Origin of the sequence: Leptolyngbya sp. NK1-12, assembly GCF_032598965.1 — a bacterium.
Classification (GTDB): Bacteria; Cyanobacteriota; Cyanobacteriia; order Elainellales; family Elainellaceae; genus Elainella.
Map to the genome: position 1 here is coordinate 1,242,029 of NZ_CP053586.1, position 26,301 is coordinate 1,268,329.

Here is a 26,301-nt window from a genome sequence, read left to right on the forward strand (position 1 = left end):
TTCAATCGAATAGGTAGCTAGTGCAATCACCCGTGAATTCTTGCTAGTTAAATCAATCGTTACTGAGGAGTTCCTATGGTCTGCCTCCCTCTCATGCATCAAGATCCTCCCCTAGAAACTTTGCATAAAATTGTTCAAGAACATCCCTTCTGGAATAATTCCCTGTTTCAGGCATGCCGGCAGGGAGAACTGACAAAACAGGATTTTGCCTACATTTTTAGCCAATATTATCTTTACTCCAGAAACTTTACTCGCTACCTAGCAGCCGTGATGGCGAGTTGCGACAACGATAGGCTCAGAAACCGTTTAGCCCAAAATCTCTGGGAAGAAAGTGGCATCGATCAAAGCCGTACCCATGCCGAAATTTTCCGCACATTTTTAACCTGTTCTCTCGGTATTCATAATTTAGAAGCAATTCAATATACTAGCTCCACTCAATTTTTCGCCCAGGAGTATCAAAGAAATGCAGCCTGCCCCGATCCGATTTGGAGCAGCGCTTGGCTTTCCCTCGGTACGGAAGGAATTGTCTCTCGGATGTATCAAATTTTTGTTGAAGGGCTGTGTCAAGCAGGCATTCCTGACTCAGAATTAGAGTTCTTTCACATCCACATTGATTGTGATGATGAGCATGCTGCTACATTAGCGGAAATTATGTGTTTCTACTCGGACCGTCCTGGCTGGTTTGAGATGTGTCAACAGGCTGCAGAGCAGGCGCTTTCACTACGGGCTAATTTCTTTGAGCATCTCTATGAGGAAATTCTTCAGTCCCGGTCCCAAGCCTTATTTGAAGTTGCTAAAAATCGTTGTTCTCTGGTTGCTCAGGTCGGCGATCTGTCCCAACTCAAACACAGTCACTCTACTTCAGGCAACCCAATCTACAGCAATGTCAACGAACGGCTCAATATTGAATTTAGCGTTGAACGAATGCTATTTCCGGCCACTCAAGTGCTTGATCCGCGGATTGTACGGATTCCAGCAGGCAAAGCCAACGAACGCCATCGCCATGCCCACGAGACCTTGTTTTACATTCTTGAGGGCAGTGGTACGGTGCTAATTGACGAGGCTGCGATTGAGGTAACCGCCGGAGATGCGGTGTTTATTCCCCGTTGGTGCATTCATCAATCGCGCAACACGGGAACTGATGAAATGGTAATTTTAGCTGTCACCGATTTTGGTCTGACTTCTAAGCTGTTAGGAAACTATGACCAAAAAACTCGCATGAAGGTGCTGTCAACTTAGGTTGGTATTCCCTGAACTAGTTTTCAGATCTCATTTCGTGAGCTGTTTTGTTAGCGGTAGCTGTAGTTTACTCTCGACCCATCGTTGCTTTCGTCTGCAGCGGTGGGCTGTTGCTTTAATCAGAGAGTTTGGTGAGAGCTTCTAGGATAGCTACAGGCAACCGCCGCACAATCTTGCCACTCTGGCTCTCTATCACCACCAACGTCACTTGGGCTGTAACATACAATTCCTGACCATCAAGTGATTGGATCTGATAATCCCAGTGGATCCGCACCCCTTTCATTCCTAGCATTCTAGTTCTAACGACCACTGAGGCTCCCATCTTCAAAGGGCGGTGATAACGAATTGTCAGTTCCACTACAGGTAACTCATATCCCGTTGCCACCCAATCGGCATAATTAACTCCAATCGATCGCAAACACTCGACCCGCGCCTCTTCCAACCAGGTGATATAAGTGCCGTGCCACACCACACCAGAACAGTCAGTATGATGAACCTGAACCCGCACCGGATACTCGAACCAGTTTTCAACGGGTTGGACTAGATGATCAGCATTTGCGGAAATCTGCGTTTGCATGAAATCACGATTCAAAACCTTCTTCCTCACTTTACCGAGAAAGGGACCATCCCATTGCCAAATGACTTTAGGCATCCTCCAGCTGTAATTGAGCTGTAATTGAAACGATAGTTTGCAACTAGTGTTTCGGCATTTTGGCTGTCATACACTGAATCTTGAGCCATTCACCGTTCAGCGAGCGATAACCAACTGCCACCGAACGGCAGAATGTTGGTTGCTGGCACAAGTTTGCTGGCCCAATCGCTTGCACTGCACGACGCTAAGCCGTAAAAAACAGAGATTTAGGAGTCCCTATGATAGAAAACATTTTGCTCGCCCTCTCCGGCACTGGCCAAACACGAGACATGCTGAAGATGCTGATGGATATTCCCATGTTTCAGCGTGCTTCAGTTACGGTCCTCCATGTTGTTCCGCCCCAAGTAACAGCAGACGGCATGACCGAAAAGCTGGAAGAAGGAGGAAAGATGCTGGCTCAGGCGGTTCAGGATTTGAATCTGGAACCGACTCGGATTAACCCCATGCTGCAACAGGGCGATCCCAAAGATGTAGTGTGTCGAGTCGCAGAACAGATCGATACGGATCTGATCATTATGGGGTCGCGTGGCCTCAAGCGGATTCAATCGATTCTAGAAAACTCAGTAAGCCAGTATGTGTTCCAACTCTCGTCCCGGCCCATGCTGTTGGTTAAAGATGACATTTATGTCAAAAAAATCAACCGGGTTATGGTGGCCCTGGACAAATCTGAGTCGGCTCAGCAGTGTCTCAAACTAGCCCTAGCTCTAGCCCGCGACATCAAAGGCGGACAGCTTATCCTGGTTCACACTAATCCCGACCTGAAAATCAAGCCCGGTGAGATTGCGGCTAACCCGAACGAGGATCCAGTTCTGATTCCAGCTATCAATGAAGCCAAAAAGCTGGGGATTAACTACAAGTGCGTTGCTCCTGAAGGCAAACCGGGCGAGCGGATCTGCCAAGTTGCCGAAGATCTGAATGTAGATTTACTCATCCTTGGCTCACCCGATCGCCGACCTTCGATCGCCAAAGGGCTTCCCGATCTAGACCGCTTGCTCGGTCAATCCCTTTCTGACTATGTGCGAGTCTATGCCAACTGCCCAGTTTTACTGGTGCGGTAGATGATAGCTACAAGCATGATAGTCAAAAGCAACAGCTTTGCCTAGGTTCCGCAGCAACAGCAAAAGCGCCAGAGCCACTAACTACGACTCGGCGCTTTCTACTATCAAAACCTAACAGCAATCACAAATGCGCAGACGCAAAGTGAAACTTATTTCGCCTCGCGGCTGGCCGTCTGGATGTAAAGAATCAGCAGGAAAACAGAAGGAACCAACACAAATAAAACAGTGGCAACAAATCCTAGATCATTAACTTCCATTCGAGTCCGCCTCTACAACAACAGCTTTTAAAACTATAGGACAAGCATACACCTCAAGCTCAATCAAAACGAGTGATGAGGCTTACTTACCTGGCTTTGTTTCCACGCTGACTGGACCATAGACAAGCGTTTGACAGGCCAAACGACAGTTGTTAGGGCGTTTCTTGAGCTTGCGATTTTCTACCTCGGTGCGAGGAGAAAGATTTTCCATACCTTCGGTAATGGCAACGACACAGGTTCCGCATTGACCATAGCCACCACAGTTCATTAACTTACCGGTAAAGGTATACAGATCAATGCCGTTCTCCAGCGCTTTGAACCGGAGGTTGGCTCCACTGGCCGCAACCACTTCTCGATCTTCTTTAACAAACTTAATATTTGCTGACAAAAAGGCTGGTTTCTGGGTATCCGTCTCAGGAACAGTGGTACCGGCCTGCTCCAATGGCGAATTTTCTGGGTTCTGGACATCAGAAACCACGGTTGCTTGTTCTTCAGAGCCTGTCTGCATAGCGCTTGCAATCCCCTCTCACTCTGGTTACACTTCTTTATACACTTTCATTTTTACAAGCTTATTGTCAAACTGTCTAAAGAATTGGTTTGCTCAAAGCTACCAGGCTTTATTGGCCTGGAGCGTGGGCGACAGTGGGCAATCGCTGCTGTACGGTGTCCCTTAATCTGGTAGGCTTACCAGTATTAAGCACCTTAATAAAAAGCTGAAGGAAGCGTTGAAACGTATAGGAGGAGCGTAGTCGATGGGACTACCCTGGTATCGAGTACACACAGTCGTCCTCAACGATCCAGGACGATTGATTGCTGTACACCTTATGCACACTGCTCTCGTGGCAGGTTGGGCTGGCTCGATGGCGTTGTATGAGCTGGCAATTTTTGATCCAAGTGACCCTGTCCTGAACCCAATGTGGCGTCAGGGCATGTTCGTTTTACCCTTCATGGCACGCCTGGGTGTCACCGGATCTTGGGGTGGGTGGAGTGTCACAGGCGAAACCGGCGTTGATCCTGGATTCTGGTCATTTGAAGGGGTGGCTGCAGCTCACATCATTCTGTCTGGTTTGCTATTCTTGGCGGCCTGCTGGCACTGGGTGTATTGGGATCTGGAACTGTTCAGAGACCCCCGCACGGGTGAACCCGCGCTAGACCTGCCTAAGATGTTCGGTATTCACCTGTTCCTGTCTGGTCTACTTTGCTTTGGGTTTGGAGCCTTCCACCTGACCGGATTATTTGGTCCTGGCATGTGGGTATCCGATGCCTACGGATTGACGGGCAGCGTCCAACCCGTCGCGCCTGCCTGGGGACCGGAAGGATTCGATCCCTATAACCCAGGCGGAGTTGTCGCTCACCATATCGCGGCTGGTATTGTTGGCATTATTGCTGGTCTGTTCCACTTAACGGTTCGTCCACCAGAACGCCTCTACCGCGCTCTGCGGATGGGGAACATTGAGACCGTGCTGTCTAGCAGTATTGCAGCCGTGTTCTTTGCTGCCTTTGTGGTAGCCGGAACCATGTGGTACGGCAGCGCAACGACACCAGTTGAACTGTTTGGTCCAACCCGTTACCAGTGGGATAGCGGCTATTACCAGCAGGAAATTCAGCGTCGAGTTCAGGCTAGTATCGCCGATGGAGCCAGTCCGTCTGAGGCATGGGCGTCTATTCCGGATAAACTCGCCTTCTATGACTATATTGGCAACAATCCAGCTAAAGGCGGTCTATTCCGAACTGGTCCAATGGTCAAGGGCGATGGCATCGCTCAGGAATGGTTGGGTCATGTGGTGTTCAAAGATGCGGAAGGGCGCGAGTTGTTCGTGCGTCGGATGCCAAACTTCTTTGAAACCTTCCCAGTTGTGCTGACTGATAAGGATGGCATTGTTCGGGCTGATATCCCGTTCCGCCGAGCCGAGTCGAAGTATAGCTTTGAGCAAGTGGGTGTAACCGCTAGCTTCTACGGTGGTGCCTTGGATGGCCAAACCTTTACCGATCCGGCTGTGGTCAAGCGGTATGCGCGGAAAGCCCAGCTCGGTGAAGCGTTTGAATTCGATACTGAAACCCTCAACTCTGATGGTGTATTCCGCACCAGTCCTCGAGGTTGGTTCACCTTTGGACATGCTTGTTTTGCGCTACTGTTCTTCTTCGGACATATCTGGCATGGTTCTAGAACTCTATTCCGCGACGTGTTTGCGGGTATCGATCCAGACCTGTCGGAAGAGCAAGTCGAGTGGGGCTATTTCCAAAAAGTTGGAGACAAGTCTACTCGTCGTAAGCAACCCGTTTAGAATTTAAAAAGAATAGGGTTTAGCAGATCGTTGGCAGCTCGATTTTGCGACGTCTGCTAAATCTATTTCTAGGGCAAAGCAGTAGGTCAATTGGTTGAATAGTTAGGAGAAGTCAAACTATGGAAGTTGTTGCATACGTTCTGGTTCTAACGCTGGCGCTGGGTGTTCTGTTCTTTGCAATTGCATTCCGCGAACCGCCTCGCATCAGCAGAGACTAAGGCACCATTAAAAACCAATCAAATAAAAACGACAAAACTAAGAGCTGCGAGGTCAAGTCCGGTCTCCTTAAAGACAACATTTAGATGGGATGAGGTCTTGACTCTATTTGAACCTGAGCAATCCTTTAATCTGATTAATTCCCTAGTCAGATTAAAATAATTGGACTGCTCAGGTTTTTGCATAGGCAATTGCAGTATGATGACATTGGATGCCAGAGGTATCACTTGAATTCCGTCTCTTATCAGGTTAGTTTCCCGGAGGACATTTGCTATGCGATGCCCATTTTGTCAGTTTCCGGACAATCGGGTTTTAGAATCGCGTTCAGCGGAATCCGGGCACAGCGTTAGACGCCGCCGAGAATGTTTGAGATGCGGTCGGCGCTTCACCACCTACGAACGAATTGAGTTTGTTCCAGTTGTTGTTCTGAAGAAAAGCGGCGAACGAGAGTCCTTCGACCGTTCCAAGCTGCTGAGAGGCATTGTTACCGCCTGTGAGAAAACAGGGATTGCCCACTCCAAACTAGAGGGTATTGTCGATGAGATTGAAGCCGAGCTGCAACAGCGTTCTGCTCGTGAAGTATCGAGTACAGAAATTGGTGAACTAGTTCTCAAACATTTGCAAGGCTTGAATGAAGTAGCCTATATTCGTTTCGCCTCAGTGCATCGCCAGTTCAAGGGGATTCGTGATTTTATTGAAACCTTGAATCACTTACAAAGTTCAAGTGAGCAGTCCGATGTGACCATGTTATCTCCTAACGAAGATACATCCTCTGAACTCGATCCTGCTGCAACTGCAACCGAACCTGAGGAAGAGTTGGAAACTTCATCTATGAGTCATTCTTAAAGCTATCAAAGCGTTGTTACTGAGCTGTTCATTGGTTGTATCGACGTAAGGCAAAATAACTAAGTTCAACCCACCATTGAGATGCCTAGCAATGCCGGAAACTTTCTAGCGGCAGGAGTGGGCTGATTGAGAAAATTAAGCTATGATAGTTTTTCTATGGTCTAATACTTTCGGGGCTACAGGCCTTCTGGAACAGGCTTCTACTGTTGGCTTAAGTTCATTTGGATAGATGGTGTTCGCTTATCCAATTGCTTTCATGCCTTAGACCACTTACATTCATCACGGAGACAAACACCAGGAAACACATCGCATGGTCAATCAGGAAGTAATAGATATTGGCTTTACTCACGAGGATTTTGCTGCTCTCCTCGACAAGTATGATTACCACTACAGCCCTGGGCAAGTTGTTGCTGGAACCGTGTTTAGCATCGAGCCGAGGGGCGCTCTGATTGACATCGGTGCTAAAACAGCAGCTTACATTCCAATTCAGGAAATGTCCATTAATCGAATTGACAGTCCTGAGGAGGTCCTCCAGTCCAATGAGACTCGTGAGTTTTTCATTCTTACCGATGAAAATGAAGATGGACAGCTGACGCTTTCGATCCGTCGGATTGAGTACATGCGTGCATGGGAGCGAGTGCGGCAACTCCAGGCTGAAGATGCCACCGTTCGCTCTGCGGTATTTGCCACGAACCGAGGCGGCGCACTAGTCCGGATTGAAGGTCTACGGGGATTCATTCCTGGCTCGCACATTAGCACCCGGAAGCCGAAAGAAGATTTGGTTGGAGAAGAGCTACCGCTCAAGTTTCTGGAGGTGGATGAAGACCGCAACCGTCTAGTTCTGAGCCATCGCCGTGCTCTGGTTGAGCGGAAGATGAATCGCCTAGAAGTGGGCGAAGTAGTAATTGGTACGGTTCGTGGGTTGAAACCCTATGGTGCCTTTATTGATATTGGCGGTGTTAGCGGTCTGCTGCACATTTCCGAAATTTCCCATGACCACATTGATACGCCCCACAGCGTTTTCAACGTCAACGACGAAGTTAAGGTCATGATTATTGATCTGGACGCCGAGCGGGGACGGATTTCGCTCTCTACAAAGCAGCTTGAGCCTGAACCAGGTGATATGGTGAAAAACCCCCAAGTGGTTTACGACAAGGCGGAAGAGATGGCTGCTAAGTACCGCGAGCGAATGCTGCAACAGTCTCAACCTGCTGCTGAAGCAGCCGCTCCTGTTGAAATGCCCGTTGAAGAGGAGTTACCTTCAGCAGAAGAAGAATAGGTTGAATAATCTACTGGATTAACGATATTTGATTGCATGCGAGGAGGGATGACCCTCCTCTCTTTTATGGGCGCTACTTCTACCACAGCATTTCTCGAAGGTGCTGGTAGATGCTTTGGGCAATTAAGGCCGTTTTAACCAAATTGGTTAGTACTCAATAGCGGAGGTGCTACTTGGTAACAATTCGCTGCCCAGGTCAACTCTTCCAAAACATTCAAGCGATTATTTTTGATAAAGACGGTACTTTAGCAAGTTCTGAAGCCTATCTCCGCAACTTGGCCCAACGGCGAGCGCGTCTAATTGATGCTCAAGTTCCTGGTGTTCAAGGACCTTTATTGATGGCGTTTGGGATCGACGAAAATCGAATTAACCCAGCAGGATTGATGGCTGTTGGAACCCGATTGGAGAACGAAATTGCCGCAGCTGCTTATATTGCTGAAACGGGAAAAGATTGGGTAGAGGCTTTGCAACTAGTTCAGGCAGCTTTTTCAGCAGCCGATCGACAAATGCTTAAAAAAGCTCAAGAAACTCCTTTAATTGAAGGTGCATTAGAGTTAATTCAGAAATTAGCAAATGCAGAAGTTAAACTTGCTCTTCTTTCATCGGATAGTGCTACAAACGTAGACGAATTTGTTGAACATTACAATTTACAATCCTACTTCCAAGTAATTTTTGGGGTAAATCAACAGTATCCAACCAAATCAAATCCTCAACTTCTTCAGCATTTATCAGTCTCACTCAATGTTTTGCCTCAACACATGTTGATGATTGGAGATTCGCAGGTTGATCTGGAGATTGCAATCCAAACCTGTATGGCAGGCTGTATTGTTTTCACTGGGGGTTGGACCTCTGCCCTTTCTTCTAAATCTCCCGCAGCGAAGTGTACAATATCTCGATTTGATCAAATTGAGATAGGATAAGGCTTTCAGTGATTTTACACATTAATTTAAACGCTAAAAAAAACAAAACTCGTGGGATCACTTACCAAAATTTCATACTGTTTCGTGGAGGAGATCGCTGAAATTTACATAAAGCAATGAAGCGTATGATATTCTCCAAAGTTAATGAAGCATTTTTTAGCTGATTTCAGTTTGCTCGTTCCTGTCGTTTAGTTTTAGAGAGGACATTCGCTTGACTCGTCATTACCTCTTCACATCGGAATCTGTGACCGAAGGTCATCCTGATAAGATTTGCGACCAAATTTCAGACACTATTTTAGATGCTCTACTGGCCCAGGATCCCACGAGCCGTGTAGCAGCAGAAGTAGTTGTCAATACGGGTCTGGTACTGATTACGGGAGAAATTACCTCCAAAGCCCAAGTTAACTTTGTTGACTTGGCTCGCAAAAAGATCGCAGAGATTGGCTATACCGATGCCGTTAACGGCTTCGCTGCCAATAGCTGCTCTGTCTTAGTAGCACTCGATGAACAATCTCCCGATATTGCTCAAGGGGTGGATCAGGCACATGAGACTCGTGAACAGGCAAGTGATGAAGAGCTAGATGCAGTTGGTGCTGGTGACCAAGGCATTATGTTCGGCTTTGCCTGCAACGAGACGCCCGAACTGATGCCGTTGCCAATCTCGCTGGCCCATCGCATTGCCCGGAAGTTAGCTGCAGTCCGCAAAACAGGGCAGCTTCCCTATCTGCGTCCTGATGGCAAAACCCAAGTCACTGTAGCTTACGAAGATGGCCGCCCGGTTGGAATCGATACCATTCTGGTTTCAACTCAGCACACGGCGACGATTGGAGACATCACCGATACTGCGGCTGTGCAAGCCAAAATCAAAGAAGACCTTTGGACCTACGTAGTTCAACCCTGTTTTGCTGATATTAATGTCAAGCCCGATGCCAACACTCGCTTTTTGGTTAACCCGACTGGCAAGTTTGTGATTGGCGGTCCTCAGGGTGACTCTGGCTTAACGGGCCGTAAGATCATCGTCGATACCTATGGCGGCTACTCGCGTCATGGCGGCGGTGCGTTTTCTGGTAAGGATCCCACCAAAGTGGATCGCAGTGCTGCCTATGCCTGCCGCTATGTCGCTAAGAATATTGTGGCAGCTGGATTAGCAGAAAAATGCGAGGTTCAGCTCAGCTATGCAATTGGGGTTGCCAAACCCGTTAGCATTCTGGTAGAAACCTTCGGCACCGGAAAAATTGATGATATGCGTCTGCTGGAGCTAGTGAAGCAGCACTTTGAGCTGCGACCTGCTGGTATCATTAGAAACTTCAATCTCAGCAAGCTTCCTGCCGAACGGGGTGGGCGATTCTATCAGGATGTTGCGGCTTACGGCCATATGGGTCGAGAAGATTTGGATCTGCCTTGGGAGCAAACCGATAAAGCTAATCTGCTGAAACAAGCTGCTAGCGAGTTGCTGTCAGCAGTTTAATTAGCAGCGTGAGCATTGATCTATTCAAGTAGCTGACTCAAGTAGCTGAATAAGATAACTGCATCGAGCAAGCTCAGCAACTTAGTAACGAAGTCAACATAGTCTCAAGTTGAGACAGTATCAAATAAGGGGCAGCTGAAGGTGAATCGCCAACAGTTGTCCCTTTTTTAACCGAGTTTTTTATGAGCTTTGTTGAACATGTCTGGGAGATCATTTGGTATGCAAAAGCTGCTTCACAGTCTCCAGCATTTCCCCAGGTTGAAACGGCTTTGTAATATAGGCATCAGCTCCCTGCTTCATACCCCAGTAACGATCAAACTCTTGGTCCTTGGTAGAACAAATCAAAATAGGAATATTTTGAGCAACCGGATCATTCTTAATCCAGCGGCATAATTCATAGCCGTTCATTTCCGGCATTACTAGGTCAGTGATAACGAGATCAGGGGCCTTGGTCTGAATTTTGGCTTTGGCTTCCAAACCATTGGCTGCTTCAACTACGGTCAACCCTCCCTGCTTCAACAGCTCTGAGAGCATTTGTCGGACGGTTTGACTGTCATCGACCACCAAAACTATACTCATAGCGTTTTGCTCATCTCAGAAATTCTGAAACAGGGAAGCGGGAAATCAGCTTGGCAAGAGATCACAGACAGGAGTTGAAATAGCCGCAAAGCGGAGTACGGATAGGTTGTAATCTAGCTGCTTGATCTACTTTCTTTCCTTAGCAGTATTCCCAGAACTTAAGCTATCTGCCGCAATTGGAAAGGACTATTCAGTTTGGCCATTGGTATCACCAGTTTCTTCAGCTTTGGGAGCCTGTCTGAAGGCAGCAGGGGGATAATCAACCAATCGATCGCGCAGCAGCGCATCAATGTTTTCGGTAATATCGCGTGGGTTCATGAAAATTACTTTAGAGTTGTCGCTTTGCCCCAACTGCAGGTTGGCATCAACGTAGCGCTGCATGACCAAATAGCGCAAAATATCTTGGGGGTCGGCTTGGGTTGGCATCGCGTCAGCAATTCGCCTGACTGACTCAGCCATCGCTTCTGCCTGCTTAATCGCCGCTTGACGATCACCTTCTGCCTCAGCAATCGCCGCTTCTCGTTTGCCTTCTGCCTCAGCAATCGCCGCTCGTTTTTTACTCAGGGCAGCCCGCTCACTCTCAAGTGACTTTTGTAAGTCCTCGTTTTTGATTTTGATGTCTTGAATTTCAACGCGCGTCACCTTAACTCCCCACGGCTCTGTTGCATCATCCAGACTTTCCAACAAGGCTCTGTTGATTTCTTCACGAGAGGAATAGGTTCTTTGCAGATCCATTTCGCCAATTTTAGAACGCAACGTTGTCCCCACCAGGTTCTTTAACGCTGTGCTGACATCATCGATTTCGTAGTAAGCAGAGTACAGATCAATGATGCGCCAGAAAATTACCGTATCAATCGTCAGGGTTACACTATCGTTGGTGATCACATCGCTCGGTTCAATGTCCAAGATCCGTTCTCGCGTGTTGGCTTCGATAACGACTTCATCGATGATAGGCAAAACACCAAAATTCAAACCTGGCGTTAATTTGCGGTGATAGCGGCCCAATCGTTCGACCAATGCTTCATTGCCCTGGTTCACCCGTCTCACAGAGCCAACGGTTGCACCAACGACGGTTAACACAACTGCAAAAACCCATACCAATGTATTCATTGTCTTGTTTCCCTCTCCAGGCGGCGGCTATTTGAGTAGTTTCTAGAGATTAGCCAGTTAAGTCACTGTGTCGTAAGGTTCGTCCGTAAAATCAAGCGGTAAAACAATTAACGTTAGCCCATGCCTACCCACTACCTGCACAGTCTGCCCACTGGCAATACTAACGTCTGATACTTGACAGCGAGCCTTCCAGAGCGCGCCTTCGTAGGACACCCAGCCCACACCGCCTTTGGGGATCATTTCGGAGACAACGGCTTCTGTATCGGGCAGTTCCTCTTTTGTGGGCAAAGGCACCATTCCCCGCAACACGATAGTTAAAGCAATTGAGAGAATACCCCAAAGCACAATTTGTAAAGCCACTGAAGAAACCGAAAGGGCCGCAATCGCCGTAATGATTGCCGCAATCCCCAACGATGCCACCGTTGGCTCTCCAACCACTACTCCGAGCAAGATAAAAATAAAACCAAGAATAATCCAGAGATTGAAACTGGGCGGACTGGGAACATTAGCAGCAACTTGTAGCAAATTCACGGCAGATCCCACCCTTAGATAAGCTATTAAATGTGAAGTTAAATGACGTTAAATAGACGGAGAAACCGATGTTGGGTTCTGTTTCAAATTTAGCGAAAGAAAGCAAAAATATGCCTCGACGTGAGGCTGGTAGACAAAAATCTTCTCTTTGAAAGATGGCTACAGCAATTTTTGCCTAGTGATCAACTGAATCTCTTACTGCTGCCTTACGCCGCCATCTGAAGAATTGATTTGCGGCTAATGGGACTCCACCCGGTAGGATAAACATGACCAGCGGCAACCCACCCAGCAAACAATTGAGTTTGTTGTAGCAAATGCCCTGCTGGGACTCGGCTTTGCCTTTGGCAAGAGTACTAGAAATGAGCTGCTCCATCGGTAGAGCCGCCATTTTCAAACGTTGGGAAAAATTGGGCGGCAGTTGGGAATTTAGCCTCAGCTTCAGCTCTGTTGATGAAAAGGATTGAGCATAAGCAGCCGTTAGAAAAGGAGCATAGCGATTAGCTTCGGGGGTTAGCTGCTGCACGAATGCCAAGCTGACTCCTCGTAAAAGTTGTCTGAGCGCTTCTGTTTCCTGTTCTGGACGTTCTCGAATAAAAAGACTCTGGGTAAAGACATGGTTGAGGTTGGCTGGATCACCAACGCTCAGATGAGTTCCACCAATCGCTGTTAGCAAAAACTTGGAACCTTTGAGCTGAGTGAACGGCAAAAATTGCTGACTGACAGCGGGCGTAATGGTGTCATCAGTGCCTGCCAGCATCAGGGTCGGCACAGTGACCTGAGCCAAACTCTTGGGATCAAATAAGCGACCAATGGCTGGATTGAGCACAATCGTTTGTACAACCCGCGGATCCCGCAAGCTTTCCTGCGCATCGGCCTGCGCATCGGTCAGATCGGCAGCACTACATTGCAGCAAATCTGCCGGAGAAAACACAACTGGATTGGGATCATTACAGAACTGCTGCAAATGCTCCAGACTGAGCTTGGCTCCTGCCAGCGCCAGGGCCGTGTACCCACCTAGGGAATGGCCAATTACCGTCACCTCTTCTGTATTAAATTTACCGTGCAGCGTACTAGAGAATTGGTTCAAACGGTTGAGGCGATCGAGGACAAAACTTACATCCTGTGGGCGATCAAGAAATTCTGTGGCCGGAAGCAGGTTATTTTTTAATGTCGTGCGCGACTGACTAAACGAATTTCCCGTTAGCCAAGCCACATTGCTACCTGGATGCTCCAACGCCACGACCGTCAGCCCATGCGAGGCCAAATGGTAAGCCAGATACCCCAAAAAGCGACGATCAGCTCCAAAGCCGTGAGAAATCACAACAAGTGGACCGTGAGTCCGGCGCGTCCAGTACAGATCAACTGGAATCGTTCGTTCACGCTGGTAATCTCTCAGCACCATCGTTTGTTTCCAAACCCAATAGGATCCAGCCTTGGTCGGATCGATGGCGCTGCGGATGGGTTGGCTCTTAACAGTTAGTTCCCGCTCCAGCACCGAACTCAGCGCCTGACTCTGCCAATAGGGCAAGTTGAGCTGAGAGGCTAACGCAATGGCTGAAGTAGCGTCGATGGTGACGGTTTGCTTTGGAAAGGCTCGCAACAGCCCTAAAAGGCTAATTCCACCTGGCTGTTTGGCTGCCTGCATCAGCGCTACCTGCAATTGGGTTGGGCTAGCGTCGGGGATCGCCACTTGTAGCGTATTAAGAAAACGCTCACCGGCAGAAGAGTGCAGCAAATCTTCCACTAGCTTGTCGCCAATACTAGGGTCAAGGTGGAGCCGACTCCGCAATGTATATCGCACATCGGCGTTCAGCAGCGGTGCATAGAGCTGCAAGCCAGGAGGGATTTCTCCTGTATCGGCAAAACGCTCTAGATCGGAAATAGCTACAGATTGTTTGAACGGCCCTAAACGTACAGCCACCCGTTCCGCAGCCAACCCTGGTGTCGCCATTCCCCCTAACATCAGCGCCAGCATCCACAGCGTTCCTAAAGCCGCCTTTTTAGGAGAGCCAGACCAAGATACTTTTTCAGGTAGGCTGCTGAACCAGGAACGAGCAATAGCAGACCACTCACTCATCCCCTGATTTGTCCATTTGCTCGTCCATTGACTAGAGGACAACGAGGATTGACGCATGGTCTGATGGGGTCGTCTAAGCTGAAACCAAGGAACAATATTCACTGGCATTTACTGGCATTTACTGGCAATCGATTCAGGAATCTGCTAACCGAGATGGTTGCTAGAAAGACAAGCGCCTTTCAGCCTTGATCTCGTGGTGGAGAAAGCTGTGCTGCCATAGGGGCTAGAGGTTCCGGCCAAGAAAACCAGACAATTTCTCGCGCTGCATCTGGTAAACGCGCCTGACGCTGTCCCTGAGCACGAGCCTGCTGACAAAGTAAATTAAGCGGTGTTTCTACCATCGCATCAATCCAACCCAAAAGGCCAGTCCCACTGTGATTAACTTTTATAACTGTAACTGGCATTTCTTTTAGTAGCCAACGACTCCATCGGTAGATCCAATCTCGCCAAGTCAGTTCTTTCATCAAGCTAACTCCATGAAGCTGATGCAGATAGCGATTCGAGCGCCCATAACGTCTCCACTGACTGCGTAATTCCGCCAATGTCGCCCGATGCCGATGCCGCACCATTGCCTGCTCGGCAAACTGAATTTGCCAGCGGCCCTGTTGCAGGATCCGCCAGCAGAGATCAGCATCTCCACCCGTAGTCAGATGAGGGCGAAACAGGCCAACTTGTTCCAGCATTGAGCGCCGCACCGCTAGATTGGCGGTCTGACCATAGGGCAGAAATGGATGCGCTAGGGTATGGGTCTGGGATAGGGTAGCCTGACGATCCGCATAGCGTTCTAGCAACGTCTGCCCCGGTAAGGCGACAACCTCTCCAGCTACAATGCCAACCGAAGGTTCGCTGAAGGGTTGGAGCAGATGCATGAGCCAGTCGGACTGGGGACGGCAATCGGCATCGGTGAAGACAAAAATTTCTCCTCTAGCGGCTCTTAAGCCAGTGTTGCGGGCGGCGTAAGCGCTCTGAATCTCGGTTTCGCGCAAATAGCAAAAGTTGGATAGGGCTGAATCAGAGATGAAACGTTGTACAATCTCAGCCGTGCGATCCGTGCTGTTATTGTCTACCAGCAAATACTCAACCCGTTCGTTGGGATAGGTTTGCTGCCGCAGACAAGTTAGCAGATCGGGCAGATCGGCTGCGCCATTATAGATGGGAATAATCACAGACACCAGCGGCAGGGCATCAGCAGAAGAGCAAATGGAATTAAAAATCATAGTTTTAGGGGTTGATCAAGGAATGATCAATCGATCTGCCTTCAGTTTGCCCAGCGCACCTAAGTCGGCATCATGATAGAACAGCATAGAGCTTGGCTTAGAGAGCCGAAGAGAAGTGATGAGGCAGGCTATTGTAGGTGTTATGGGTCCGGGCGAACAGGCTACGGCTACCGATTGGCAGCTAGCCTACGATCTGGGGCAACGAATTGCTCGGCAGGGTTGGATTCTGCTCACAGGCGGTAGAAGCGTTGGAGTGATGGATGCAGCCAGTCGCGGTGCAAAACAAGCGCAGGGGTTAACGATTGGCATTTTGCCCGACTCCAAAACCACCGATGTGTCAGCAGCCGTTGATATTGTGATTCCAACCGGTATGGGCAATGCTCGCAATGTGATCAACATCCTCAGCAGTCATGTGGTGATTGCCTGCGGTATGGGCAGTGGCACCGCCTCTGAAGTAGCTTTGGCGCTCAAGGCTCAAAAACCGGTGATTTTGCTTAACGTCAGTGTGACCTGTGCGGCATTTTTTCAAGAACTGTCTGTCTATGCTGTAGTGGCTCAAAATCCAGAGGCCGCGATTGAGCTAGCCCGACAAGCACTGAAGAATATCTGAAGGAGCTTTGTTAAGCTATGGTGTGCAGCAGTCAAACTTTGTTTGTGTAGACGCCAAAAGCTAGCAAGAGTAAACTAAAGCTCGTATGCGAATTCAACCAACCATACTGTAGGCATACTGTAGGCTGCAAATTCCGTAGGCTACATCTCACGGTTCTGGCGTCCTCTTGTACCGTTCTACCTGATTTGGTTACCTGTTTTCATCAGCCAACCTGCCATTACCTGGTATTAACCAGCTTCAGTTAAATGGTTAGGTTTCTCTGGTCAACCTATTCCTTCCTAAAATCTGTGGCAGACAAAGAAGATCAAAAGGACCAATTTTTCTACCCACGCGCCCGCTACTACGGCGACTTCAAGCCAGAAAATTTAGCTTTTAACGCTAATCTACAAGAATTTGCTCAGCGAGTGGCCTATATTTGCGGTTTAGAAACGGGCGGCAAACTTGCACCGGAGGAAGCCTATGAAGAGATTCGTCGCTTATGGAAGCAGCTAAAGCGCTCAAAAAGTGAATTGCTAGATACCCCCAAGCCGCCTCCGCCCGAATTACCGAATGGCGAAGACCTGCCTCCCGGAGGGTGAAGGGGCTGTTTTTATTTAGCTTAGGAGTTTTATTTAGCTTAGGAGTGGAGAAGCTGGTGGCGCTTGAGCACTCTAGCTGGATTAACTTGAACCGTCGCCTCTGGCAAAGGCAGCACCCGCGCTTTGCGCTGAAACACATTCACCTGGTAAACCTGCTGATGCGTCATATCAACGCCTGTCAGCCAACCGCTTTTGGGATGATAGGCACCTGTGTCGATATCCAACCAACCCTGGCCCTGAGCCAGTGTTCCAGGTGCAACGCCCGGTAGAGTAAAGGTGATGGTATGGCCCGTGATGATTAGCTTATCGGGGAAATAGGGTTTGGCAGTGCTGTGAAACTCTTCCCGAATCCAGCAGTATTCGTGGGCCGTTTGCTCATGGATAGGTAGATCAGGATGTAACCCAGCATGGACCAGCCAGATATCGCCTAAATCAACATGAGTCGGCAGGGTGCGCAACCAATCGAGGTTTTCTAACAACGTTTCTGGTTTGCTATAACTGGCAACCGTGGACTGACCACCGCTTTGCAGCCATGCTTGCAGAGCTAAGTGAGAGACCTTAGTCCCTGGGAAAGCTTCTAATAAAAGCTGTTCATGGTTGCCAAGCACGCAGACAAAGTCATTTTCTCTGACAAACTGAACCACTTGAGCACTCTTAGGACCGCGATCAATTAAATCGCCAACGAAATAGAGTTGATCCTCTGCTCTAGGGTCAATCGCCTCTAACAGCCTCATCAAACCGTCGTAATGACCGTGCACATCACCAATGAAAATGCGACGACCGCTAGACACGCTAATTCAATCCTTTGCTAAAACAAACAGTAATCAATGGCTGAAAAGATACCCCTGGTTGGGTTGTGGCGCTTGTTTACAGGTCAGGCGCTCAACGTAAGCCTAAAACCCATTCAAATTTCGAGGGTCGATGCATCCAGGACTGGGTTTCGCACCATAAGCGACGATTTTCTAGCTAAATCTAATAGTGCCCTCGAACACTTCAGAATTCATCAACTATCTTTAGGATAGTTTGAGTAAGCTACGATACGCTATCTTCATCCAGCGCTTCATTCAGGCTCAGTGCACTAGTGGGTAACTAAGGCTGAACGATCAGCCGGAAGCACGCGCTACAGGCCCAGCTCAAGGAGCAAGTCAGCGGCAGGCAACTAGCAGTACATAGGATAGAGCCGCCAATTATTCCCTACTCGTTCTCTACAATCTCTACAATTCGATACTTGCTCTGATGCAGATATTCATCGGCTTGACCTACTGACTCAAAGCCCGCAGAAACTCCTGCATTGAAGCCATCAAACCCTTCTTACGCAGCGGCTGAGCCTCGTCCGGATTTTCTCCGGTTGCCGCCATCAAAATTTGATCTAGCGCTTCACCGACCGGTTTTTGAGGCGTTTCTGAAACCAGTTCGTAATCAGAATCTTTTTCAACCCAAACCTGCCAACCCGACGGATAGGCCCGAAAAATCGCCGCCTTTTCCAAAGGTTGCAAATAATAGCAGGACTCAAACAGGTTCAAAAACCGCTCCCGCAGTCGGCGGCCCGCCAAACCAATACCAATGGTGACAATATCCTCCATGCGCGGATTCAGCACCACCACCGGACGATCCATCGCCACCTGACACAATTGCTCCACCTCCTGCACCTCTACAGAAGACGGCTCAACAAATAGAATCAACTGCTCATCGGGTTGAATCTCCGAGTTCAAATCACGAATGCCTCGAATCGCATAGGGCTTTTCTCCCCAATCGCGGCGAGCCAGAGCCGCAGCGCCAGCATCTGGAAAGTAGACCCGCAACTGACTACCCAAGTCTTCAAACGCAGGAATGAATTGCTGGGCAATCGGCATCATCTTCAGTTCGGGGAACAGTAGCTCCACCTGTAAGCGGGTATAGCCAGCGTCTAGAGCGGCTTTGGTTGCCACTTTAGCTTGCTCAACGGCTTCTTCCAGGGTTTGAGGGAGATTGGGCATGATAAATCTTAAAAAAACTAGAAAAATCAGACTTCAGCTAAATTCTTAAATCAAATTCTGGGTCTTTTCAGTAGATCGGCATCAGATGGCAGTAGGGTCAATGTAACCTTGCAGGTTCAATGGATTCAGTTGGCGCAAAATTCGGGTCGCTTTGTTAGTGACATTTGGAGCACCGCCGACCACTACAATATATTTGCCTTCTTTAAGAAAATTTCGGTACGGTAGTGCGTCGCCACTGCCTACACTCAGGCCAACTCCACCACCGACAAAAAAGCTGCCCATCGCGCCAGCCACCGCCCCCAGTAATCCCCCAATCACATGGTTGCCTAAAGTTCCAACCGCTGGAACAAGCTGATATTGGGTGGAGACGTTAAACAGCCATCCGCCAATAAATCCAAAGGGAACCAGCCACATAGCCATGAGTTTGGCCTGCTTACGGGCAGGCTTTTTAGGATCGATAAAGCCAAATTCATCGGCAGTTTTATAGCCATCTCCAATGATGCTGACTTGGGACATGGGCATGCCCTCTTGCTCCAGTTGGGAGTAAGCAGCCTCTGCTTCAATTCGATTGGCAAGAACAGCAATCACATAGTTCATACTAACCACTGCATCGGGAACTGCATTTGAAACAGCTAACCGACTCAATATATCTAGGCTCAATTTATATTTCCACCATACCAGTTGACGTGCTCCCGCAGGCTCCGCTGTCAGAACTGTGCACTATGCCTAACGCAGGGGGTTATCAGTAGTGGACAAGAGACCCCGTCTTCTATTTGGCATTTTGTCATTCCCACGCAAACACAGTTCAATTTAACGCTCAAAACTCAACGCTCACAGCTTAAATCTTCTCCTGCTCTTGGCAAAACTTGCGAATCGTTTCCACAAAGCGAGGACCATAGCGAGCCAGCTTGTGGCTACCCACCCCAGAAATTTGCGAGAAGTCATCGATGGTCTGAGGCTGAAGTTGGGCCATCAGGCGCAGGCTAGAGTCGGCGAATACTACATAGGGCGGCACAGCCTGTTCATCAGCAATCTGCTTGCGCAGCTTACGCAGCAGGTCGAATAGCATTTCGGCATTGGCTTTGGCTTCGGTAGACGCACTTTGGACTACGGTTGGCCGGTTGGGTAAGGAGATGTACACCGTTCGCTGCTTGCGCAAAACTTCCCAACTCAAAGCATTTAGCTTTAGAACTGAATAACCATCAGCGGTTTCATCCATCAGGCCCTGGTGTAGCAGGGAACGTCCTAGGGTACGCCATTCTTCTGCTGTGTGGTCTTTGCCAATCCCATAGGTGGAAAGCTGGTCATGCCGGTTAGATAAAATCCGCTTTTCCTTAGAACCGCGCAGCACCTCAATAATGTAGGTCATGCCATAGCGCTCTTTGCAGCGAGCCACACAAGACAAAAACTTTTGCGCTTCAATCGTCCAGTCTTGCAGGGAGCGGGGGCGCAGACAGTTATCGCAGTTGCCGCAGTTGCCAGCAAACCGTTCGCCAAAATAGCCCAACTGAATCGTGCGGCGGCACTCGATTCCCTCTGCGTAGTCGATCACCTGGCGTAACTGCTGACGGGCAATTTGCTGTTCGGCCTCTAGCGGTTCACCCGTGAGCGGATCCACCTTTTGGTCAATCAAGTATTCAATGGTGCGAATATCACTAAAGCTGAAGAACAAAATGCATTGGGCGGGTTCGCCATCGCGTCCGGCGCGTCCCGACTCTTGGTAATAGCCCTCCAGATTGCGCGGCAGGTCGTAGTGAATCACAAACCGGACATCGGGCTTGTTGATCCCCATACCAAAGGCGATTGTCGCTACCATTACCCGGACATCATCCCGAATAAAGCGGGTCTGATTCTGTTTGCGGACGGTATCACTCAAGCCTGCATGATAAGGCAATGCTTCGATACCAGCCTCTTGCAGCCGTTGGGTAATTTCATCCACTTTTTTACGGCTCAAGCAATAAACAATCCCTGCACCGGAGGTTTGACGCATCAGGCGAATCAGTTCCCGGTAGGCTTGCTTGGGCTTGGGGCGAACTTCGTAGTACAGGTTGGGCCGGTTAAAGCTAGCAATGTGAATTAACGGCTGCTGTAAGCCGAGCTGCTGCATGATGTCTTGCCGAACTCTGGCGGTGGCTGTAGCAGTGAGGGCCAGTACGGGCACGGTGGGATAGCGCTGCCGCAGTTGCTGGAGCTGCCGATATTCTGGGCGGAAATCATGCCCCCATTCGGAAACGCAGTGGGCTTCATCGATGGCCAAGGTGGAAATGCCGATCTGAACAGCCACCTGATCGAGAAAGTCGAGAAAGGTCTCGGTCAAAATCCGCTCTGGTGCGACATAGAGTAGTTTGATTGCGCCTTGAAGAATCTGCTGGGACCGCCGCCGCACTTCTGCTCCGCCCACGGTGCTGTTGAGAAAAGTCGCACCAATGCCATTGTCTTGCAAAGCTTCGACCTGATCTTGCATCAGCGCAATTAGGGGAGAAATTACAATGGTCAAACCGGGCTTGAGCAGGGCCGGAAGCTGGTAGCAAAGGGATTTGCCGCCGCCAGTGGGCATGATCGCCAGCGCATCCTGGTTTTGTAGAACAGCCTCGATGATGGACTGCTGCCCTGGCCGAAAGCTGTCGTAGCCAAAGAAGTATTTCAGGGCTTGTTCTGGGCGGTTGAGTGAAGCGTGGTCGAGTTCAGTAATCAGCGGCGGTAAAGAAGACATACAATCCAATCCGATTTTCCTTTTCTCATACTGCCTGAAACTGGGTTTGATGGAGAATCTGACTAAATTCTTGACATGTTGCGGAATAGTGCTGCTAGAATGATTGAGGCTGCGCGATGGGGTGTCGCCAAGCGGTAAGGCAGCGGGTTTTGGTCCCGCCATTCCTAGGTTCGAATCCTAGCACCCCAGTTGATTTTTCAGTTAGCTTTTCGACTGTAGCAGATGGGCCTTTCGCCCAGCTTTGCTGGTAACTGAGCAGCGGTGGATTCGGCTCGAGGCAGATCTTTGCTGGAGCGGCTGTTGTAGCTAGGCTACCCAGTTAAGGGTAATCTTGCACAAGGTTTGCTACCAAGATTGTGGGGCTGATGACAAGTGGATTTTCTATGTCAGAGTATGCTACTTTCTGCTGACGAACGAGATTCTCCCGTCCAAATTCTATGCAGCTAACTCCACAAGAAAAAGACAAACTGCTGATTTTTACAGCCGCCCTATTAGCAGAACGACGCAAAGACAAAGGTTTGAAGCTCAATTACCCGGAAGCCATTGCCTATATTTCAGCCGCAATTTTGGAAGGTGCCCGCGAAGGACGCACTGTAGCAGATTTGATGACCTATGGCACGACGCTGCTAACTCGTGCCGATGTGATGGAGGGCGTCCCGGAAATGATTCATGAAGTGCAGGTAGAAGCCACCTTTCCAGATGGTACAAAGCTGGTCACTGTTCATGATCCGATCCGGTAGGATTTGCTCCGATAGACCTATGTATTGGGCATCCATGCTCTGAATTGATCACTTAAAACGCTTCTGGCTCGTCCAAAAGCGTTTCAATTAGTAAGTCCACTTGCTGCTGCTGCCGTGTCAGAAAGGTCTCGCACTGGCGGAGCTGCTCAACGGCAATGGCAAATTGCTCGAACACTTCAGATAGTTCCAGTTCACCTAGCTCAATCCGATTGATGATGGCCTCCACTTCCGTCACGGTTACTTCATAATTCCAGTCAGGTGGGAACGTTGGATTGGTAGCTTGCTCCAACGGATTAGAAAACTGATTAGAAAGCGCTTTGGTGGAATCCGGATCAGTCATAGAGCTATCGGTTCATGGTTCTAGCAGGTGATTAAGAGTCGAGTAAAGGCGTATCCGCAGCAGGGGATGAACTAATTTCGTTTACCGTCACCTTGAGTTGGCCCTGAGCAAGCTGCACGGTCAACTCCTGGCCAAGTGTCACTGCTTCTACCGACCTCACCACCGAGCCGTCTGTTTGTCGGGCAACAGCATAGCCCCGCCGCAGGACGGCTGCTGGATCAAGGGTAAGCAGCTTCTGGCGCAGTAACTGGCAGTGCTGGGTCGCTTCTTGCAGTCGCCGGCTAGTGGATTGAATCAACTGCTGGCGTTTCCAAGCGATCGCTTGAGCTTCTTGCCGAATCTGGCGATCGAGGTGAAGCCGATGCACCCGTCCCTTCAGGCGATAAAGCTGCTCAGAGGCATCTTCCAAATACTCTGTCACAACCTGGCTGAGTTGGGCAATGCGCTGGCGATGCTCGGCATATAGATCGGCCAACAGAGGAACCGCTTGTTCAGCGGCGGCAGTCGGCGTGTGGGCACAGACATCAGCCACTAGATCGGCCAGAGACTCATCGCGCTGATGCCCAATCCCGGCTACGACTGGAATCGGACAGGTAGCAATTGCCCGCACAACCCGCTCGTCGTTGAAGCAAACCATATCCTCGGTGGCTCCACCACCGCGTGACAAAATCAGCACTTCGGCTCGCCCGTCTCGCACAACTCGATGAATTGCTTGCACAATCGATCCAGGAGCTTGTTCTCCCTGCACTAGCGCCGGAGAGAAGAGCACCTGCAGACCGGGATGGCGTCGCTTCAGGGTGCGTTTAATGTCTCCCCAAGCAGCAGCCTGCGGCGAAGTAACAACGGCAATGGTTTGAGGATAGGGGGGGAGTGAGCGTTTGCGGTCTAGATCAAATAAACCTTCGGTTTCCAGGCGTTTACGAAGCTGACGATAGCGGAGTGCTCGCAATCCTTCCCCCGCAGGCAAGGCTTGCCACACAATTAGCTGGTAGCTGCCGCGTTGGGGATGTACATGTACCCGTCCCAGAATAATCAACTGCTCTCCCGGAGCGGGCAGAGTTGCTAAACGATTCAACTGGTTATTCCACACGACACAGCTAATTGCCGCTTCAGCATCTGGATCCTGTAGGGTAAAGAAAAGACCACTGCGGTAGCGGGTGGCGCTAGAAACCTCACCCGTCACCCACACCTGACGCAACTGATTATCCTGTTCGAGCAGGGCCTGAATATAGGCAGTCAAACCGGCCACGGAAAGCGCGGTATCTGGAATCAGCAGACTCGGAAGATTAGAGGTCATTGGACACAAGCAAACTATTTTTTCGTGACCATTTTTTAACGGCTATGGTTAATTCTAATTTTATTTAGTACATTTGTATGGATAGAAGATCAACCAAGTAGGATGGAAGTAGGAGATCAAACAGTCTGCTTATAGAGTAACGAACTTGGCTAAAACCGAACAGTACACTGGATTGCATTACGCGAACTTCGCCTTGCAGGGCAGTTTGGATGAAACACCGCTTGTGGTTAACCAGTTGCTCCAAACCAGTTGCTCCAAACCAGTTGCTCCAAACCAAAAGTCTGCGAGTAGACTGAAAGCAATCTGCCCCCCGAACAAGCTACGTCTTTGAGATTTACAGCATATTTACAGCATTCTGTTTTGAGGTAGGAATGGCTAAAACCAGTAATGAAACGTCTGAGCGCGATAAAGCCTTAAATTTAGTTTTGACCCAGATTGATCGCACCTTTGGCAAGGGCACTATCATGCGGCTGGGAGATGCGACCCGGATGCGGGTTGAAACCATTCCCAGTGGGGCACTCACTCTAGATCTAGCCCTAGGCGGCGGATTGCCCAAGGGCCGGATTATCGAAATCTACGGTCCAGAAAGCTCTGGTAAAACCACGCTGGCTCTGCATGCGGTAGCCGAAGTTCAGAAAGGCGGTGGTGTAGCAGCCTATGTAGACGCAGAACATGCCCTCGATCCCACCTACTCGGCAGCCCTGGGGGTCGATATTGGCAATTTGCTGATTTCCCAGCCCGATACGGGAGAACAGGCGCTAGAAATCGTCGATCAGTTGGTGCGGTCCAACGCGATTGACATTGTGGTCGTGGACTCGGTGGCGGCGCTTGTACCCAGAGCCGAGATCGAGGGAGAGATGGGAGATGCTCATGTCGGCTTGCAGGCCCGTTTGATGAGCCAAGCTCTGCGGAAAATTACCGGTAATATCGGTAAAACCGGCTGTAGCGTGATTTTTATTAACCAGCTCCGGCAGAAGATCGGCGTCAGCTACGGTAACCCAGAGACCACTACGGGCGGCAATGCGCTTAAGTTCTACGCTTCGGTGCGGTTGGATATTCGCCGGATTCAAACCCTGAAGAAAGGGAACGAAGAATATGGCACCCGCGCCAAGGTGAAGGTGGCTAAAAACAAAATTGCCCCGCCGTTCCGCATCGCCGAGTTTGATATTATCTTCGGCAAGGGCATTTCGACGATGGGCTGCTTGGTGGATTTGGCCGAGGAAACTGGAGTAATTGTACGGCGAGGAGCTTGGTATAGCTACAACGGGGAGAACATCAGCCAAGGCCGCGACAATGCCGTCAAATACTTCGAGGAGAATCCAAACTTTGCCAAGGATATCGAGCAGCAGGTGCGGCAAAAGTTAGAGATGGGAGCGGTAGTCTCCGCCAACTCGGTTGCGCCGATGGATGAGGACGACGAGCTGGAAGATTATGAAGAGGAATAGCTGATTCCCCCTAGCCCCCCTTCAATTCAAAAGGGGGGAACTTACTGATGTACGTTTATGTATGAGTTTTCACGGGTCGTTTTTGGCATTTGCCAAGATCACCATGTCCTTTCCTACTACTGGACTGCGGGCCAGCAGCGTGCCTTCCAAATCGGCCAGTTCGAGTTGATTAAAGGCTAGCTTCTTCGCTCGTTTGAACAGTTCATTGGCGAGCTGGTTGCGTTGGGCATCAGTGAGACTATACCAGTCATTCCCAACGATCACCGTGAGATGATTGCGCGAAAAATTAGCTTGGACTGCTTGAATTAAGCCTGCTGCATACTCGGCTGTAACTTCAGCGAGCTGTTCCTGGATAGCCGCAATCCGGTTGGGGTCGGGAACGGGGTCTGGTGCTGCTTCCGTTCTGTTCCGGCGAGCCACTTGCCCAGGCTGATCAGGTTCGTTGGCAACGGCAGGGGAACGGTGCGTTAGGAGGGTGAGGGGCAGCCAGAGCAGCAGGACGAGCAGTACAGCCGCTACAGCAGTAATCACCGGATCGGGCAGTTTAGCACTCCAGGAGGCTGGTAAAGCAGCACGCACCTTGGGTAAGAGCACTGTCCAGGTCTGCCACGCCCATTTCAGCAAAGCCAGGATGAGCCGCCAGAGCTGAAGTAAGCCACTCAGCACAACGGGGACAAACGCCAGCACGATTTCCCAAACCTGCCGCAAGATTCCGAGGGCAGCTTGTAGCCTAGACCGAGAAGCTGCACTGGCTGGAGGTGTAGATTTGGCTGGTTCGGGTGTATCCGGCTTCTTAGGAGGCTCTTGCGACATAGAATTTCTCCTTAACATATAGTCATGCAGCTAGTCATGCAGCATTCATGGAGCG

At 49.6% G+C, this 26,301-nt stretch carries 27 protein-coding genes and 1 tRNA gene; 13 read left to right on the forward strand and 15 right to left on the reverse strand.

Annotation, left to right across the window (positions count from 1 at the left end):
* The first annotated feature begins 75 nt into the window (after nt 1-75).
* A complete protein-coding gene (locus HJG54_RS04745; RefSeq protein ID WP_316433667.1) occupies nt 76-1,239 on the forward strand; it encodes an iron-containing redox enzyme family protein in 1,164 nt (387 codons plus the stop codon).
* 115 nt (nt 1,240-1,354) lie between these two features.
* Here the strand turns inward: HJG54_RS04745 and HJG54_RS04750 are convergent, their stop codons facing one another.
* Nucleotides 1,355-1,891, reverse strand: a complete 537-nt coding sequence (locus HJG54_RS04750; protein ID WP_316433669.1) for a thioesterase family protein — start codon at nt 1,889-1,891, stop codon at nt 1,355-1,357.
* A gap of 218 nt (nt 1,892-2,109) precedes the next feature.
* Between HJG54_RS04750 and HJG54_RS04755 the strand changes: the two genes are divergently transcribed.
* Entirely contained in the window at nt 2,110-2,949 is an 840-nt protein-coding gene (locus HJG54_RS04755) for a universal stress protein (RefSeq protein WP_316433671.1), read from the forward strand.
* A 149-nt stretch (nt 2,950-3,098) separates the two neighbouring features.
* On the opposite strand, the gene psbM is transcribed toward HJG54_RS04755, so the two are convergent.
* Both psbM and HJG54_RS04765 read right to left on the reverse strand, forming a co-directional pair.
* Nucleotides 3,099-3,206 carry a photosystem II reaction center protein PsbM gene (gene psbM, locus HJG54_RS04760; protein ID WP_036002266.1) on the reverse strand — a complete coding sequence of 36 codons (108 nt, stop codon included), beginning with the start codon at nt 3,204-3,206 and terminating at the stop codon, nt 3,099-3,101.
* An 82-nt stretch (nt 3,207-3,288) separates the two neighbouring features.
* The gene (locus HJG54_RS04765; protein ID WP_316433673.1) at nt 3,289-3,714 is read right to left on the reverse strand and encodes a 2Fe-2S iron-sulfur cluster-binding protein; all 426 of its coding nucleotides are present in this window, start codon (nt 3,712-3,714) and stop codon (nt 3,289-3,291) included.
* Nucleotides 3,715-3,958: 244 nt separating this feature from the next.
* Between HJG54_RS04765 and psbB the strand changes: the two genes are divergently transcribed.
* From psbB to metK, 6 genes are all read left to right on the forward strand, one after another.
* Nucleotides 3,959-5,491, forward strand: coding sequence for a photosystem II chlorophyll-binding protein CP47 (psbB, locus tag HJG54_RS04770; protein ID WP_036002269.1), 1,533 nt, complete (start codon nt 3,959-3,961; stop codon nt 5,489-5,491).
* A gap of 119 nt (nt 5,492-5,610) precedes the next feature.
* Nucleotides 5,611-5,709 carry a photosystem II reaction center protein T gene (locus tag HJG54_RS04775; protein ID WP_036002272.1) on the forward strand — a complete coding sequence of 33 codons (99 nt, stop codon included), beginning with the start codon at nt 5,611-5,613 and terminating at the stop codon, nt 5,707-5,709.
* A 271-nt stretch (nt 5,710-5,980) separates the two neighbouring features.
* Nucleotides 5,981-6,553 (forward strand): transcriptional regulator NrdR, encoded by a 573-nt coding sequence (gene nrdR, locus HJG54_RS04780; protein WP_036002277.1) that lies wholly within the window; start codon nt 5,981-5,983, stop codon nt 6,551-6,553.
* Nucleotides 6,554-6,863: 310 nt separating this feature from the next.
* Nucleotides 6,864-7,832, forward strand: a complete 969-nt coding sequence (locus tag HJG54_RS04785; protein ID WP_036002280.1) for a 30S ribosomal protein S1 — start codon at nt 6,864-6,866, stop codon at nt 7,830-7,832.
* A gap of 173 nt (nt 7,833-8,005) precedes the next feature.
* Nucleotides 8,006-8,752, forward strand: coding sequence for an HAD family hydrolase (locus tag HJG54_RS04790; RefSeq protein ID WP_316433676.1), 747 nt, complete (start codon nt 8,006-8,008; stop codon nt 8,750-8,752).
* A 211-nt stretch (nt 8,753-8,963) separates the two neighbouring features.
* The gene (gene metK, locus HJG54_RS04795; RefSeq protein WP_316433678.1) at nt 8,964-10,220 is read left to right on the forward strand and encodes a methionine adenosyltransferase; all 1,257 of its coding nucleotides are present in this window, start codon (nt 8,964-8,966) and stop codon (nt 10,218-10,220) included.
* A 210-nt stretch (nt 10,221-10,430) separates the two neighbouring features.
* On the opposite strand, the gene HJG54_RS04800 is transcribed toward metK, so the two are convergent.
* From HJG54_RS04800 to HJG54_RS04820, 5 genes are all read right to left on the reverse strand, one after another.
* Complete coding sequence (locus tag HJG54_RS04800; RefSeq protein ID WP_316433679.1) at nt 10,431-10,799, reverse strand: response regulator; 369 nt, start codon at nt 10,797-10,799, stop codon at nt 10,431-10,433.
* Between the two features lie 186 nt (nt 10,800-10,985).
* Nucleotides 10,986-11,909 carry an SPFH domain-containing protein gene (locus HJG54_RS04805; protein WP_063834728.1) on the reverse strand — a complete coding sequence of 308 codons (924 nt, stop codon included), beginning with the start codon at nt 11,907-11,909 and terminating at the stop codon, nt 10,986-10,988.
* 57 nt (nt 11,910-11,966) lie between these two features.
* On the reverse strand, nt 11,967-12,440 hold the full coding sequence (locus HJG54_RS04810) for an NfeD family protein (protein ID WP_211627634.1): 474 nt from the start codon (nt 12,438-12,440) through the stop codon (nt 11,967-11,969).
* Between the two features lie 175 nt (nt 12,441-12,615).
* Nucleotides 12,616-14,574, reverse strand: coding sequence for an alpha/beta fold hydrolase (locus HJG54_RS04815; RefSeq protein ID WP_316433681.1), 1,959 nt, complete (start codon nt 14,572-14,574; stop codon nt 12,616-12,618).
* Nucleotides 14,575-14,696: 122 nt separating this feature from the next.
* Entirely contained in the window at nt 14,697-15,734 is a 1,038-nt protein-coding gene (locus tag HJG54_RS04820; protein ID WP_316433682.1) for a glycosyltransferase, read from the reverse strand.
* Between the two features lie 118 nt (nt 15,735-15,852).
* Between HJG54_RS04820 and HJG54_RS04825 the strand changes: the two genes are divergently transcribed.
* Together HJG54_RS04825 and HJG54_RS04830 are read left to right on the forward strand one after the other, a co-directional pair.
* On the forward strand, nt 15,853-16,344 hold the full coding sequence (locus HJG54_RS04825; protein ID WP_316433684.1) for a TIGR00725 family protein: 492 nt from the start codon (nt 15,853-15,855) through the stop codon (nt 16,342-16,344).
* 287 nt (nt 16,345-16,631) lie between these two features.
* Nucleotides 16,632-16,922, forward strand: a complete 291-nt coding sequence (locus HJG54_RS04830) for a DUF7219 family protein (protein WP_316433686.1) — start codon at nt 16,632-16,634, stop codon at nt 16,920-16,922.
* 38 nt (nt 16,923-16,960) lie between these two features.
* Here the strand turns inward: HJG54_RS04830 and HJG54_RS04835 are convergent, their stop codons facing one another.
* The 4 genes from HJG54_RS04835 to recQ all read right to left on the reverse strand — a co-directional run bounded on the left by HJG54_RS04835 (nt 16,961) and on the right by recQ (nt 21,611).
* Nucleotides 16,961-17,713, reverse strand: coding sequence for a metallophosphoesterase (locus tag HJG54_RS04835; RefSeq protein ID WP_316433687.1), 753 nt, complete (start codon nt 17,711-17,713; stop codon nt 16,961-16,963).
* 468 nt (nt 17,714-18,181) lie between these two features.
* Nucleotides 18,182-18,898 (reverse strand): DUF1995 family protein, encoded by a 717-nt coding sequence (locus tag HJG54_RS04840; RefSeq protein ID WP_316433688.1) that lies wholly within the window; start codon nt 18,896-18,898, stop codon nt 18,182-18,184.
* 81 nt (nt 18,899-18,979) lie between these two features.
* Nucleotides 18,980-19,495 (reverse strand): hypothetical protein, encoded by a 516-nt coding sequence (locus tag HJG54_RS04845; RefSeq protein WP_316433689.1) that lies wholly within the window; start codon nt 19,493-19,495, stop codon nt 18,980-18,982.
* Nucleotides 19,496-19,736: 241 nt separating this feature from the next.
* Entirely contained in the window at nt 19,737-21,611 is a 1,875-nt protein-coding gene (gene recQ, locus HJG54_RS04850; protein WP_316433690.1) for a DNA helicase RecQ, read from the reverse strand.
* Nucleotides 21,612-21,728: 117 nt separating this feature from the next.
* Here recQ and HJG54_RS04855 point away from each other — a divergent pair.
* Nucleotides 21,729-21,800, forward strand: a tRNA-Gln gene (locus HJG54_RS04855).
* 248 nt (nt 21,801-22,048) lie between these two features.
* Nucleotides 22,049-22,351, forward strand: coding sequence for an urease subunit gamma (ureA, locus tag HJG54_RS04860; protein WP_036002301.1), 303 nt, complete (start codon nt 22,049-22,051; stop codon nt 22,349-22,351).
* 52 nt (nt 22,352-22,403) lie between these two features.
* Here ureA and HJG54_RS04865 read toward each other — a convergent pair whose 3' ends face one another.
* Nucleotides 22,404-22,691 (reverse strand): exodeoxyribonuclease VII small subunit, encoded by a 288-nt coding sequence (locus HJG54_RS04865; protein ID WP_316433691.1) that lies wholly within the window; start codon nt 22,689-22,691, stop codon nt 22,404-22,406.
* 31 nt (nt 22,692-22,722) lie between these two features.
* The gene (xseA, locus tag HJG54_RS04870) at nt 22,723-23,988 is read right to left on the reverse strand and encodes an exodeoxyribonuclease VII large subunit (protein WP_316433692.1); all 1,266 of its coding nucleotides are present in this window, start codon (nt 23,986-23,988) and stop codon (nt 22,723-22,725) included.
* 371 nt (nt 23,989-24,359) lie between these two features.
* Between xseA and recA the strand changes: the two genes are divergently transcribed.
* Nucleotides 24,360-25,433: a recombinase RecA gene (gene recA, locus HJG54_RS04875; protein WP_036002305.1), complete on the forward strand. Its 1,074-nt coding sequence runs from the start codon at nt 24,360-24,362 to the stop codon at nt 25,431-25,433.
* 69 nt (nt 25,434-25,502) lie between these two features.
* Here the strand turns inward: recA and HJG54_RS04880 are convergent, their stop codons facing one another.
* Nucleotides 25,503-26,246, reverse strand: coding sequence for a hypothetical protein (locus HJG54_RS04880; protein WP_316433693.1), 744 nt, complete (start codon nt 26,244-26,246; stop codon nt 25,503-25,505).
* Between the last annotated feature and the right edge of the window lie 55 nt (nt 26,247-26,301).